At 63.4% G+C, this 13,140-nt stretch carries 9 protein-coding genes; 1 reads left to right on the top strand and 8 read right to left on the bottom strand.

Features of this window, described 5'->3' with window-relative positions:
• Window positions 1-14: 14 nt before the first annotated feature.
• From AC56K1_RS15180 to AC56K1_RS15155, 6 genes are all read right to left on the bottom strand, one after another.
• Entirely contained in the window at window positions 15-1,757 is a 1,743-nt protein-coding gene (locus tag AC56K1_RS15180) for an IlvD/Edd family dehydratase (RefSeq protein ID WP_497158632.1), read from the bottom strand.
• Window positions 1,758-2,021: 264 nt separating this feature from the next.
• Complete coding sequence (locus AC56K1_RS15175; RefSeq protein WP_497158631.1) at window positions 2,022-2,903, bottom strand: SMP-30/gluconolactonase/LRE family protein; 882 nt, start codon at window positions 2,901-2,903, stop codon at window positions 2,022-2,024.
• Window positions 2,904-2,907: 4 nt separating this feature from the next.
• Window positions 2,908-3,957, bottom strand: coding sequence for an aldose epimerase family protein (locus AC56K1_RS15170; RefSeq protein ID WP_497158630.1), 1,050 nt, complete (start codon window positions 3,955-3,957; stop codon window positions 2,908-2,910).
• Window positions 3,958-3,980: 23 nt separating this feature from the next.
• The gene (locus tag AC56K1_RS15165; RefSeq protein ID WP_497158629.1) at window positions 3,981-4,931 is read right to left on the bottom strand and encodes a glycoside hydrolase family 43 protein; all 951 of its coding nucleotides are present in this window, start codon (window positions 4,929-4,931) and stop codon (window positions 3,981-3,983) included.
• A gap of 124 nt (window positions 4,932-5,055) precedes the next feature.
• Entirely contained in the window at window positions 5,056-6,408 is a 1,353-nt protein-coding gene (locus AC56K1_RS15160) for an MFS transporter (RefSeq protein WP_497158628.1), read from the bottom strand.
• 91 nt (window positions 6,409-6,499) lie between these two features.
• Complete coding sequence (locus tag AC56K1_RS15155; RefSeq protein ID WP_497158627.1) at window positions 6,500-9,166, bottom strand: TonB-dependent receptor; 2,667 nt, start codon at window positions 9,164-9,166, stop codon at window positions 6,500-6,502.
• Between the two features lie 421 nt (window positions 9,167-9,587).
• Between AC56K1_RS15155 and AC56K1_RS15150 the strand changes: the two genes are divergently transcribed.
• Window positions 9,588-10,607, top strand: a complete 1,020-nt coding sequence (locus AC56K1_RS15150; RefSeq protein WP_497158626.1) for a porin — start codon at window positions 9,588-9,590, stop codon at window positions 10,605-10,607.
• Between the two features lie 122 nt (window positions 10,608-10,729).
• Here the strand turns inward: AC56K1_RS15150 and AC56K1_RS15145 are convergent, their stop codons facing one another.
• Both AC56K1_RS15145 and AC56K1_RS15140 read right to left on the bottom strand, forming a co-directional pair.
• Window positions 10,730-12,337 carry a methyl-accepting chemotaxis protein gene (locus AC56K1_RS15145; protein WP_497158625.1) on the bottom strand — a complete coding sequence of 536 codons (1,608 nt, stop codon included), beginning with the start codon at window positions 12,335-12,337 and terminating at the stop codon, window positions 10,730-10,732.
• Between the two features lie 48 nt (window positions 12,338-12,385).
• Window positions 12,386-12,859, bottom strand: a complete 474-nt coding sequence (locus tag AC56K1_RS15140; RefSeq protein WP_497158624.1) for a chemotaxis protein CheW — start codon at window positions 12,857-12,859, stop codon at window positions 12,386-12,388.
• Window positions 12,860-13,140: the final 281 nt, after the last annotated feature.

Here is a 13,140-nt window from a genome sequence, read left to right as displayed (position 1 = left end):
TGTGAACGCGTGAATCAATGCGAATGTTTTGGCACTGCCGACCCACGGCATCCGACGAGGAAGTCAAAGTCACACCCCTCATCTGCCTGCAGCACGTGATCGAGATACAGCCGCTGATAACCGCTGTGCTGCACCGGCTTGTTGTCCTCCGCCCGATCCGCCAGGCGCGCCTGGATCTCCTCATCCGACAGCTCCAGGTTCAAGCCACCGCCGGCGCAATCGAGCACGATCCAGTCGCCATCCTTGACGATCCCCAGCGGGCCGCCGGCCATGGCTTCAGGCGCCACGTGCAGCACGACGGTGCCGTAGGCGGTGCCGCTCATGCGTGCGTCCGAGATGCGGACCATGTCGGTAATGCCCTGCGCCAGCAGCTTCGGCGGCAGGCCCATGTTCCCGACTTCGGCCATGCCCGGATAACCCTTCGGGCCGCAGTTCTTCATCACCAGGATCGAGTTCGCATCCACGTCCAGGTCCGGGTCGACAATGCGCTGCTTGTAGTGGTCGAAGTCTTCGAACACGACGGCCCGGCCGCGGTGCTGCATCAGGTGCGGCGAGGCCGCCGAAGGTTTCAGCACGGCGCCGCGCGGCGCCAGGTTGCCGCGCAGGATGCGGATGCCGCCGTCTTCGATCAGCGGGGTGTCGAGCTGGCGGATCACTTCGTCGTTATAGATCGGCGCATCCTTGCAGTTGTCCCAGAGCGTGTTGCCGTTGACGGTGAGCGCGTCTTTATGCGCCAGCAGGCCGCCCTCGCCCATGCGGCGGATCACGCCCGGCAGGCCGCCGGCATAATAGAACTCCTCCATCAGGTATTTACCCGACGGGAGCAGGTCGACGATGGTCGGGGTGCCCTTGCCGATGGTTGTCCAGTCTTCGAGTTCGAGCGGCACGCCCATGCGGCCGGCGATCGCCTTCAGGTGGATCACGGCATTGGTCGAACCACCGATGGCGGCGTTCACGCGGATCGCGTTCTCGAAGTTCTCGCGCTTGAGGATCTTCGACAGCTTCAGGTCTTCGTGCACCATCTCGACGATGCGGATGCCCGACATGTGGGCCAGCACGTAGCGGCGCGCGTCCACTGCGGGAATCGCGGCATTGTGCGGCAGCGAGGTGCCCAGCGACTCCGCCATGCAGGCCATGGTCGAGGCGGTGCCCATCGTGTTGCAGGTGCCGGCCGAGCGTGAGTGGCCCGCTTCGGCGGAGAGGAAATCGTGCATCGAGATCTGGCCGGCCTTGGCCTGCTCGTGCAGCTGCCAGACGGCGGTGCCGGAGCCGATGTCCTTGCCGTTCAGTTTACCGTTGAGCATCGGGCCGCCGGTGACGACGATGGTCGGCAGGTCGACGCTGGCCGCTCCCATCAACAGTGCCGGGGTGGTCTTGTCGCAGCCGACCAGCAGCACGACGGCGTCCATCGGGTTGCCGCGGATGGATTCTTCGACGTCCATGCTGGCCAGGTTCCGGGTCAGCATGGCGGTCGGACGCAGGTTCGATTCGCCGCTCGAGAACACCGGGAATTCGACCGGAAAGCCGCCGGCCTCGAAAATGCCGCGCTTGACGTGTTCGGCGATCTTGCGGAAGTGGGCGTTGCAGGGGGTCAGTTCGGACCAGGTGTTGCAGATGCCGATGATCGGCTTGCCCTGGAATTCATGGTCGGGAATGCCCTGGTTCTTCATCCAGCTCCGGTACATGAAGCCGTTCTTGTCCTGGGTCCCGAACCACGCGGCCGAGCGCAGCTCGGTTTTCTTCTTCGTCTCGGACATCAAACACCTCCTCGTTATCTCCGCCACGGGAGGCTGTGTGCCCCCTCTCATGTCGTGTTGTTCAGCGATGAGGAAGTCTAGAATGCTGTCAGATAACTTTCCAATCAATTATTTCGCGATAGTGATATCGTTTTTCGTATCGTAGGGTGGGCGGGTCCCCCGCCCGCGCGTTCAATCCACGTTCGAATGCCCGCTCGTCAATTCATGTGCAATTTGAACGCGCGGGGTGATCTGGTCCAGTGGACCAGATCACAAGCCGCCCACCTACGAGTGCAAAAAGCGCGACTCCGGTAGACCGGGTACATCGAGCACCTGGCTGAACAAGGCGCCCGACAAGGGCGCCGCTGCGCGATCTTTCTCCGTCATCCCGAGGTGCGCAGACGTGACGTAGAGCGTCGACAGCCCCGCCCCGCCGAACGCCGGACAACTCGGCTGCGGCGCATCCACCTCCAGCACGCGATCGAGCTGCCCGTCCGGCGCAAACCGCATCACCTGCCCTGCCCCCCAGCGCGTCGTCCACAAAAATCCCTCCGCATCGATGCACGACCCATCCGGCTCCCCCGGCGCGGCATCGGCGGCGATGAACACGCGCGATGCGCCGATCTCCCCGCTGCAGGGGTTGTAGTCGCAGACGCGGATCTCCTTCGCCATCGAATCGGCAAAATACATGCTGCGCCCGTCGGGACTGAAGCAGATGCTGTTCGCAATGGCCACGTTCCCGAGCGGCAGGCGCTCGAGCGTCAGGTCGAGGTTCAGGCGATAAAAGCTCCCCACCGCCGACTTCGGGTTTTCGGCCTGGTTGAACATGCCGAACACGAAGCGCCCCTGGCGGTCGCAGCGTCCATCGTTCAGGCGCGTGCTGGGAATGTCCGCTTCCACGTCCACGATGCGCTTCACCGCCCCAGTGGAGAAGGTGAAGAAGGCCAAACCGGAGGCGAGTCCCAGCAGCAGGCGGTCGTCGCTGCCGGTCAGGGCGAAGCAGCACAGCCGCTCGGGCATCGGCCAGCTCCTGGTTTCGCCAGTGGAGGGCGAGTGTGCCCACAGGGTGGATGCCGGAATGTCGGTCCAGAGCAGGCGTCCAGAGCGCTCGCACCACAGCACGCATTCGCCCAGCTCGTGCCTGCCGTCGATGAAAAGATCCATCATGCGCTTACTTCACCACGGAAAAGCGGAAGCGCGACTCGGTCTGGTACACCTCGCCCGGGCGCAGGATGGTGTTCGGGAACTGCGGCTGGTTCGGCGAATCCGGGTAGTGCTGCGGCTCCAGGCAGAAGCCGCTGCGGTGCGGGTAGCTGCGGCCCTTGCCCTGGAGCATACCGTCAAGGAAGTTCCCGCTGTAGAACTGCACGCCGGGTTCTTCGGTGAACAGTTCCAGCACCCTGCCCGATTCCGGCTCGCAGACGTGGGCGGCGCGGGTCATGGCTTTGCCGTCCGGCTTGTTCAGCGCAAAGCAGTGGTCGTAGCCCAGGCCGTGGCGCAACTGCTTGTCCGGCTGCTCGATGCGCTCGCCGATGGGGCGCGGGGTGCGGAAGTCGAAGGGCGTGCCGGTGACCGGCGCCAGCGCCCCGAGCGGGATCGATTCGGCGTCGATGGCGACAAAGCTGTCGGCGTCGATGCTCAGGACGTGGCCGAGGATGTCGCCCTGGCCTGCCAGGTTGAAGTAGCTGTGCTGGGTCAGGTTGACCGGCGTGGCCTTGTCGGTGACGGCGTGGAAGCGCACTACCAGCTCGTTGGTATCAAGGAGCGTATAGGCCACGGTGGCATTCAGGTTGCCCGGATAGCCCTGCTCGCCCTCTACGCTGCGGTAGGTCAGTTGCAGGCTGTCGCCATCGACGATGGCACTCCACTTGACCTTGTCGAAGCCGGGAGCGCCGCCGTGCAGGTGGTTGTTGCCGTTGTTCGCCGGCAGCGTGAATTCCTGGCCGTCGAGCGTGAACCTGCCTTTGGCGATGCGGTTGCCGTAGCGGCCGATCAGGGCGCCGAAATACGGGCTGTCGGCCTGGTAAGGCGCGAGCTGGTCGAAGCCCAGCACCACGTCGGCCAATTTGCCGTTGCGGTCGGGAGCATGCAGCTCGGTGATGATGCCGCCGAAGTCGATGATCTTCGCCACGAGGCCGTTCGCATTGGTGAGCGTGAACTGGATGATGGTTTCGCCATCCGGCAGTTGGCCGAACGGCGCTTGCGTGATCCGTGTTTGCACGTTGAGTTCGTCCTTGGTGAGTCCTAGTTGGTGGACGGCCTGCCGAATACGGGCATGCCTGCTTCGTCCCAGCGCAGCGGTTTCACGAAGGTGTGGCGGTCCGGATTCCAGAGCGGATCGCCGACGATTTCGGTGTAGGTGCGCGCGTGGTAGACCAGCATGACGGTGTCGCTGTCTTCGGCATAGGTGAAGCTGTTGTGCCCGGGGCCGTAGATGCCATGATCGTAGCAGGTTGAGAAAACAGGCTCGCTCGATTTGGTCCATGCCTTCGGATCAAGCAAATCGGCGTCCTCGTCGGCCCAGAGCAGACCCATCGCGTAGTTCTCGTCGGTGGCGCTGGCCGAGTAGCTGATGAAAATCCTGCCATTGCGGCGGACCACGGAGGGGCCTTCATTGACCCAGAAGCCGCGCGTCTCCCAGTCGTGTTCCGGTTTGCTCAGCATGACCGGCTCGCCCTCGATCTGCCAGGGGGTCTTCATCGGGGCGATATACAGGTTCGAGTTACCCTCGATCTCATGGTCCTTCTGCGCCCACAGGTAGTAGAGCCGGCCCTTGTGGGTGAAGGTGGTGGCATCGAGGCAGAAGCTGTCGATGCCGGTGTCGACCTGGCCCATGAACTCCCACTCGCCCTCGAGCGGGTTGGCGTTCTGGTTGCGGATCGCGTACATGCGGTGCTGGAAGAGCTTGTGTTTGATCTCGCGGCTCGGGGCGGCGGCGAAATAGACGTACCAGGCGCCCTGGTTGAAGTGGAGCTCGGGGGCCCAGACCAGTTCGGAGTACGGGCCGGTGTCGGGTTTGGTCCAGGCGGTGACGCTGTCGGCGCTGGCCAGGGCCGCGATGGTGGGGGCGCGGCGCAGCTCGATGCGGTCGTATTGGGGGACCGAGGCGGTGAAGTAGTAGTAGCCGTCGGTGTGCTTGTAGATGTAGGGGTCGGCGCGTTGCTCGATCAGGGGTTTCAGGGCGGGTTGTTCCATGATGTTGTGTGGAGCTGTCGGTGTGCGTGCGGAATTGGGTTCCCGCCTTCGCGGGAACGACGGATCAAAGGGTAACGATACCCATAGCGTGGGCAGGTCTTCCTGCCCACGCGGTCAACCGGCTCTAACTGGCCACGTACCCATGCGTGCGCATGTCGGCCTTGACCGTGTCGTAGTACTGGTCGCTGATCCGGTATTTGAACATCAGCATCCCCATCAGCAGATGGAAGAAGCCCGGGATCACCGACAGCATCAGCGCGATGCCGTGCAGCGCCAGCTCGGACTGGGCCTGGTTGGGCTGATACTGGAAGTGGTCCAGCAAGATGCCCACCATGCCGCCCGCGATGGCCATGCCGGCCTTCTGGCAGACCGAGATGCCGCCGAAAGCGAAGCCCGAGACGCGCTTGCCGGTCTTGACCTGGCCGTAGTCGATGGTCTCGGCGATCGCCGACCAGAACACCGGGGCATGCAGATCGACCACAAGCGACAGGATGAAGTACAGGACGAAGGCCAGCACGATGTCGCCCGGCGTCACCAGCACGTAGATCAGCAGGCTGATCACCGCCACCGCGATCTGGCTGTTGCGGAACAGCTTGAGCTTGCAATAGAACTTGGTGGTCCAGGTGGACACCACCATGGCGATGATGGCCGCGGCCACGCCGGTGGAGAGGAAGGCCGAGACCATGGCGGTGTCGCCGCCCAGGTAGTACTTGGCGTAATAGATCGCCACCGAGCCGCGGATCACGTAGCCGACCGTGCCGGTGACGCACACGCCGCACAAGATCAGCCATTGGTCGTTCTTGAGCAGCACACGCACCTGGTCCATCAGCGGCTGCTTTTCCACCTTGTGGATCACGCGTTCGGTGGTGGTGAAAAAGCACAGCAGGAACAGCAGCACGCCCATCGCCGCCATCACCGCCATTGCAGCCTGGTAGCCGGTTGCGGGATTGTCGGCGTCCCACCAGCTGGCCAGTACCGGCACGATGATGGTCACCATGAAGGCGCCGATCTTGGCGAAGAACAGGCGGTAGCCGTTGGCTGACAGGCGCTCCTGCGGGTCCGAGGTCAGGCCGCTGATCAGGGAGATATAGGGAATGCCCACGCCGGCCGTCATGACGGTCATGAGGATATAGGTCGAATAGGCCCAGAGCAGTTTTGCGTCGTAGTTCCAGTCGGGCGTCGTAAACACCAGGAAGACGCTCAGGCCGTAGGGCACCGCCAGGAACAGCAAATACGGACGGTAGCGCCCCCAGCGACTCAGATACGCGTCGGTCATCTGCCCCATCGCCAGGTCGGCGATGGCGCCGACGATCTTGACGATCACGAACAGCATGGCCAGGTCGCTGGTTTTCAGGCCGTAGATATCGGTATAGAAGAAGGTGATGATCAACATCATCGAGGAGATCACCACGTTGAGCGCCATGTCGCCGGCGCCGAAACCCGCTTTTTCGAGGGTCGAGAGTTTTTGAGTGTGCATGCTGCGCCTTCCCTTGAACGAACCGGGGGCACTGCCGGAAGAATCACCCTGCAGCGCCCCGCTTTGCTTCACCACCTGCCTGCGGACAGGCTTAATTGCGCCACCGAAGAGACACCCCGACCACGCGATCATACCGGCGCACGTCGCGCGGCAGTTGCGGCACGCTGTGGTAGTCGTGGTAGGCCTGGTCCAGCAGGTTGCTGCCGTCGAGCGTGATGCTGACGTTGTCGGTCAGCTTGTACGAGATCGAGGCATCCAGGGTCTTGAGCGGATCGACAACGATGTTGTACGGCGTGCCGCGGTAAGCATACTCGGCGGTGAACTTGTCGCGCCAGCTGTAGGCCAGGCGGCCCGACCACTTGCCGTACTCGTACAGGCCCACCAGGTTGGCGGAGCGGCGCGACATGCCGGCGAAGGTGTTGACCGTGCCATCCGCGGCGGCCAGGCCGCCATCCATGAAGGTGACGTTGGTCTGCATCCCCAGGCCGCTCATCCAGCCCGGCAGGAAGGTGAAGAACTGCTGGTAGGCGAATTCGGCGCCCTTCAGGTTGCCCGACACCGCGTTGTACGGGCGGCTGACGTTGTAGGTCACGCCATCGACAGTCTCCGGACGCGAGGTGCGGCGCAGGTAGTTCTCGTACTTGTGGTGGAACAGCGTACCGGTGACCGAGCCGGCCGGCGCGAAATACCACTCCAAAGCCACGTCGACGTTGCGCGCTTCCTGGGGCTTGAGATTCGGGTTGCCGGCGGTGCCGGTGGCCAGCGTCGTGGTGGTCGACGGGAACAGCACCAGGCCCGGGTTGAAGTCACCGAACGGGGCGCGCTCGATCGCCTTGCTGGCGGACAGGCGGCCGATCAGGTCCTGGCGGAAGTGGGCGCGCATCGACAGGCTTGGCAGCACGTCGCTGGTCGAGGACGACACGGTGGTCGGCGACACCACGCCGTTGGTCGACGAGTAGCCGCTGATGTTCTGCTTCGTCTTCACGTAGCGCAGGCCCGCGGTGCCGTCGACCGGGATGGGGCCGGCGTCGAAGCCGAAGTTCAGCTTGGCGTAGATGGCGTGGGTCTTCTCGCGGTCGGCGTAGTAGGACAGCGGATCGTCCGGACGCGCGTTCGTCTCGCCACGTATGGCCTGGCGCACGGCGCCGGTGTGATCCAGCAGGAAGTCGCTGCACGGCGCGTAGAACTGGTTCATCCCGTAGTTGCCGCCGGTCCCGGGGCTGGTGCAGTTCAGGCCCGGGATGCTGGTGACCTTGATGGCGTTCGGCGTGAACCGGTTCGGCGCGTCCGAGTAGCCGTTCAGTTCATGCACATAGGAGGCGAAACGCTCGGCGACACGGGCGCCGGCGCTGACTTCCTTGATGAAGCCATCCGCTTCCGGCATCCAGCTCACGTCGCCGCGCCAGTCGGTGGCGGCGCCGCGCGAGCGATTGTGGTTGTCGAACAGCGCGAACAGGGTCCACGGCGCCGGGTCAGTCATGTCCACGCCCGGATAGGTCAGGAAACCGCCGCCGTCGCGCACGCTGGCGGAGATCGGCTTGGCGACGTCGCGCACGGTATCCAGGATCGGGTTGAGCTGGCTGTATTTCGAGACGGTGCGCACCAGTTCGGTGCTGGCGCGCACGCCGGGCATCACCTTCCAGATGGCGCCGACGGCGCCCTGGTGGGTCTCGGAATCGTCGCGCCGCGCCTGGGTCGAGCTCAGGGTGAAGGTGTTGACGTTCGGGTTGCTGATCGATTCGAGGTAGTTGGTGCCCGCGCGCGGGGTCACGGTCGACGCCGGATTGTTGATCGGCAGGCCGCCCACGAAGAAGATGCTCTGCGAATCGTGGTCGATCTTGGTCGAGAAGCCTTCGGCATAGACTTCGAGCTCCTTGCTCGGGCGCCACTGGGCCGACAGGTTTCCAGCCAGGCGCTTGCGGTCGCCGCTGCCCATCACCCGGCCCATGGCGTCGGCGCCGATGATGCCGCGGTCGATCGTCATCGGCGCTCCGACGAAGGCCGTCTCGTCGTGGTAGCGGCCGCGCTGGTAGGACAGCCCGCCCAGCACGCCGATTTCGCCGATGCCGGTGTTCCAGCGGTTCGACAGCATGCCCGACACGTTCGGATCGATCTTGTCGGCCTTGTCACGGTGCTCGGCGCGCGCATTGAAAGCCGCCTGCGCGCCCTTGAAGTCGAACGGACGGTTGGTGCGCACGTCGATCACGCCCGAGGTGCCGCCTTCGACCATGTCGGCGCCCTGCGATTTATACACGTCCACGCGCTGCAGCATGGCCACCGGCACGTCGGCCAGGAACAGGCTGCGGCCGGCTGCGGTGAACATCTCGCGGCCGTTGTACAGGGTGGTGATGCCGCCCAGGCCGCGGATGACGACGTTGCCGGCTTCGCCGTTCTGGCGGATCACCTGCACGCCGGGCACCCGGCCCAGGATCTCGGCGACGTTCTTGTCGGGGAACTTGCCGATGTCGTCGGCGACGATCGAGTCGACGACCTGTTCGGCATTGCGCTTGATGGTTTGCGCGGTCTGGGCGGCCTGGCGGGTGCCGGTGACGAGGACGACGGCTTCCTTGCCATTGCCCTTCTCGCCCGTTTCCGCGGCGGGCGCCGCGGCAGCCGGCGACTCGACAGCCGCCAGCTCCTGGGCGCCGACGGTGGCGCTGCTGATCAGGCCGGCGCCGGCAAGGGCTGCGACGCTAGCGCGCAGGGCGAAGATGTGACAGGAACTGGCCATGGCACGGCCGGAGGAAGTGCGTTTCATACGTCTCCTATGTCGTTTTTCTCGTGGCCGCTGTGTCGCGGCTTTGCTGTTCTTACATGCTCGACATTGATGGTAGGCGCTGAAGCGAGATCGTTCCAATCAATTTTTCCGTCCTTCTGATATCAATTTTAGTATCAGCGATTGTACTGTTTGAGATTAGAAATATTGTGGAAACCACCGATAGCGTGTGATAGACGCAACATGTAAAGTGTTTCCGCAGCAAGATTTGCGCTGGATCATGCTGTTTTTTGGCCACACAAACATGCCAATCAGAAATCATGTAAGGATAGTGCAAATGTTTATTGGCATCATCGTGACGGTGCTGGTAACGTAACTGTCTAATAAAGCTGACTTTTCACTAATAGACAGACCGGCACCGTTCGTATTTGCAAGAACGCCACTCAACCACTGGAGACACGAAATGAAGAAGACTTGCCTGGCCCTCGCCCTGTTATCCATCCTGCCGCTGGCCGCCCAAGCGCAGACCAGCGTCACGATCTACGGCATCGCCGATGCATCGGTGGGTATTGAAGATACGGATGCACCGGGCTCGGACAGCCGCACCGTGATCAGCTCGGGCACCCAGTCGACCAGCCGTATCGGCTTCCGCGGCACTGAAGACCTCGGTAACGGCCTGAAGGCGCTGTTCAACATTGAAGCCGGCATCGCCCTCGACAGCGGCGCCGCCGATGCCGCCGGCCTGTTCCAGCGTCGCGCCGTGGTTGGCCTGCAAGGGTCCTTCGGCACCATCACCGTCGGCCGCGAGTACAGCCCGATCGCCGCGTTGATCCAGTCCAGCGACCCGCTGGGCCACGGCTTCTACGGCTCCAGCCTGGGCAGTTTCGGCACCGGCCGCGCGACGCGCCGCCTGTCGAATTCGGTCAACTACAAGAGCGAAGCGCTGAGCGGCTTCACGGTGCAGGCCGCGTACAGCGCGGGCGAGCGCCAGAATGACAACCCATCGGGCAGCCTGGTTGGCGTGTCGGTCGAATACAAGCAGGGCAAACTGAATCTGGGCGCGGGCTACCACCAGGTCGAGAACCTGGCCGCCGGCGACGACAAGGAATACGCTTTCGGCGCCGGCTACAACTTCGGCGCCTTCGACCTGCGCGGTTCCTACGCGGTGGCCGATCCGGAGGGTCCGCTCCCCGAGTTCAAGTTCACTACCGTGGGCGGTTCGTTCACCAGCGGCGCCAGCAAGTTCTTCGCTTCGGTGCACCAGCAGCGTGTCGACACCGGCGGGCGCGGCAACGGCTTCTCGCTGGCCTACCAGTACACCCTGTCCAAGCGCACCAACGTGTACAGCAGCTACGGGCGCGTACGCAACAACGCCGGTGGCAACTTCGGCCTGACTTCGGCAGGCGGCACCTTCGCCCCGCCGCCAACCGCGTTCGGCGCCGATCCGTCGGTGTTCAACGTGGGTGTGCGCCACTCGTTCTAAGCGCTCCGGCGTAAGACAAAACGGCAAGCCTGTTGGCTTGCCGTTTTTTTTGGGTGGTCAGGTTCGTTCATGCACTGGTTGAACGCGTGGGCAGGAGGACCTGCCCACTCTACGAGTCGCTTTTATGCCGGCAGCGCCTTGAAGCGAGCTTTGGGGACCCGCGCCGCTGCCTGCGCGCCTTCTGCTGCTTCGACCTTGAACACCGCCATGGCGCTCGTCAGCATCGCCGCCTGGTCCTTCATGGCTTCCGCGGCTGCCGCGGCTTGCTCCACCAGCGCCGCATTCTGCTGGGTCACGTTGTCCATCTCGGCCACGGCCTGGTTGATCTGTTCGATGCCGGCGGTCTGTTCCTGACTGGCCGAGGTGATCTCCCCCATGATGTCGGTCACGCGGCGCACGCTGTCGACGATTTCCTGCATCGTGGAGCCGGCTTCCGCGACCAGCTTGCTGCCGCTGGCGACCTTGCCGGTCGAGTCGTTGATCAGGCCCTTGATTTCCTTGGCCGCCGCTGCCGAACGCTGCGCCAGGTTGCGCACTTCGGAAGCCACGACCGCGAATCCGCGGCCCTGCTCGCCCGCACGCGCCGCTTCGACGGCGGCATTGAGCGCCAGGATATTGGTCTGGAAGGCGATGCTGTCGATCACGCCGATGATGTCACTGATCTTGCCCGCCGAGGCATCGATCTCGCCCATCGTGCCGACCACCTGGCTGATGACGGCGCCGCCGCGCTGGGCAACCTGCGAAGCCGCATCGGCCAGTACGTTGGCCTGGCGTGCATTGTCGGCATTTTGCTTGACGGTGGAGGTCAGCTCTTCCATCGACGATGCGGTTTCTTCGAGCGAGCTTGCCTGCTGCTCGGTGCGGCTGGAAAGGTCCTGGTTGCCGGCCGCGACTTCGTCGGCGGCCACCGTGATGGTGTCGGTGCTGCTGCGCACCGTGCCAACGGTGCGCGCCAGGCTCTCGTTCATGGTCTTGAGCGCCTGCAGCAGCTGGCCCATTTCGTCGCGGGTAGAGACCTCGATGCGGCTGGTCAGGTCGCCAGCGGCGACCGTATTGGCCACCTCCAGCGCACGCTGCACCGGACGCGTGATCGAGCGCGTGATCCACCATGCGACCGCGCCTGCCAGCGCCACCACGGCGGCGCCCACGATCCACATCAGGCGGGTGGTGTTTTCATACGTGCGCTCTGCCTCTTCGGCCTTTTGCATGGCGATCGACTTCTGCAGCTCGGTCTGTTCGTGCACGGCTTTCTTGAGGTCCACCAGCAAAGGACGCAATTCCTCGACCAGGTACTGGTTCGCTTCTTCGACCAAGCCCTCGTTGATCAGCTTGATGATCTTGTCCTGGCCTGCGATATAGCTGCTGATGTGCTTTTTCTTGGCCGCCAGCAGCTGGCGCGCGGTCGGGTGGTGCAGGGTCTTGTCCAGCTCGCCGAGCAGGCGGTCGATTGTCTGGCGCGAGCTGAGGATTTCCTCGGCCTGGCGGCTGCGGTCGGACCGTTCTTCATTGAGCAACATGTTACGCAACGCGATGGCGATGTCGTTGATCTCGTTGAGCAGCAGGGTCGTCGCTTCGATCCGCGGCATGCGGTTATTGACGATCTCGTCGGTACCTTCCTTGACACGGCCGAGCATGATGGTGCTCGATACGAGCATACAGACGAGCATGGCGCAGACCAAGCCGAAACCGAAGCCAAGACGCTTGCCGATATTGAGGTTAGCGAAATTCATGTGTTTTGTCTCCCAGTTACGGGGGGCCGAAGCTTGCCCCGATGACGATTACGCCGCCGGCTTGCCGCCGCCGATCAGACCCAGCTTCTCCGAGCTCATCAGCTGGTCGATATCGAGCATGATCAGCATGCGCTCGCCGACCGTGCCCAGGCCGGTGATGTAGTCGCCTTCCGCGGCCGAACCCATTTCGGGCGCCGGGCGGATCTGCTCGTCGAGCAGGGTGACGACGTCGGAGACGCTGTCCACCACCATGCCGATCACGTGGTTCTTGATGTTCAGGACGATCACGACGGTGAACTGGTCATAGGTCGGCTCGCCCAGGTTGAACAGGATGCGCATGTCCACGATCGGCACGATCGAGCCGCGCAGGTTCTGGATGCCCTTGATGCAGGCGGGGGCGTTCGGCAGCAGGGTCGGCTCTTCGTAGCCGCGGATTTCCTGCACCTTGAGGATGCTGATGGCGTACTCTTCCCTCGCGAGGCGGAAGGACAGTACTTCGTTGTCTAGGGTTACTGCGTCCATGGCTGGTTCCTGTTATTCATGTTGGGTGTTGAGATCCCGGGCTAAAGCGTAATTGCCCTAATGCAAGATACCTTACGTCCAATCCGGTGCGGATTCGATGGTGAAGTGGCAAGAGCAGGCAAATTTTCCCGTTTTCTGTGCGCTGTATGGCGTGCCTACAACGGATTTGTCCGATGCGGCATGCTTTTTCTGATCAACCATCATCCCTGAACCGTCGGGCGGCTCGGCAATTCAGTTTCAACATCCAGCGAAGGGCGCGCCTAAAACAACGGCAGTTCGGT

This window comes from Telluria sp. ZB4P37 (genome assembly GCF_059685855.1).
The sequence above is the reverse complement of the archived record's forward strand: the minus strand, read 5'-3'. Positions and strand labels throughout refer to the sequence as shown.

Excerpts from the sequence above, each read along its gene's own strand:
- AC56K1_RS15180 (WP_497158632.1), bottom strand. The coding sequence starts at position 1,757 with ATGTCCGAGACGAAGAAGAAAACCGAGCTGCGCTCGGCCGCGTGGTTC.
- AC56K1_RS15175 (WP_497158631.1), bottom strand. The coding sequence starts at position 2,903 with ATGATGGATCTTTTCATCGACGGCAGGCACGAGCTGGGCGAATGCGTG.
- AC56K1_RS15165 (WP_497158629.1), bottom strand. The coding sequence starts at position 4,931 with ATGGAACAACCCGCCCTGAAACCCCTGATCGAGCAACGCGCCGACCCC.
- AC56K1_RS15160 (WP_497158628.1), bottom strand. The coding sequence starts at position 6,408 with ATGCACACTCAAAAACTCTCGACCCTCGAAAAAGCGGGTTTCGGCGCC.
- AC56K1_RS15155 (WP_497158627.1), bottom strand. The coding sequence starts at position 9,166 with ATGAAACGCACTTCCTCCGGCCGTGCCATGGCCAGTTCCTGTCACATC.
- AC56K1_RS15150 (WP_497158626.1), top strand. The coding sequence starts at position 9,588 with ATGAAGAAGACTTGCCTGGCCCTCGCCCTGTTATCCATCCTGCCGCTG.
- AC56K1_RS15145 (WP_497158625.1), bottom strand. The coding sequence starts at position 12,337 with ATGAATTTCGCTAACCTCAATATCGGCAAGCGTCTTGGCTTCGGTTTC.
- AC56K1_RS15140 (WP_497158624.1), bottom strand. The coding sequence starts at position 12,859 with ATGGACGCAGTAACCCTAGACAACGAAGTACTGTCCTTCCGCCTCGCG.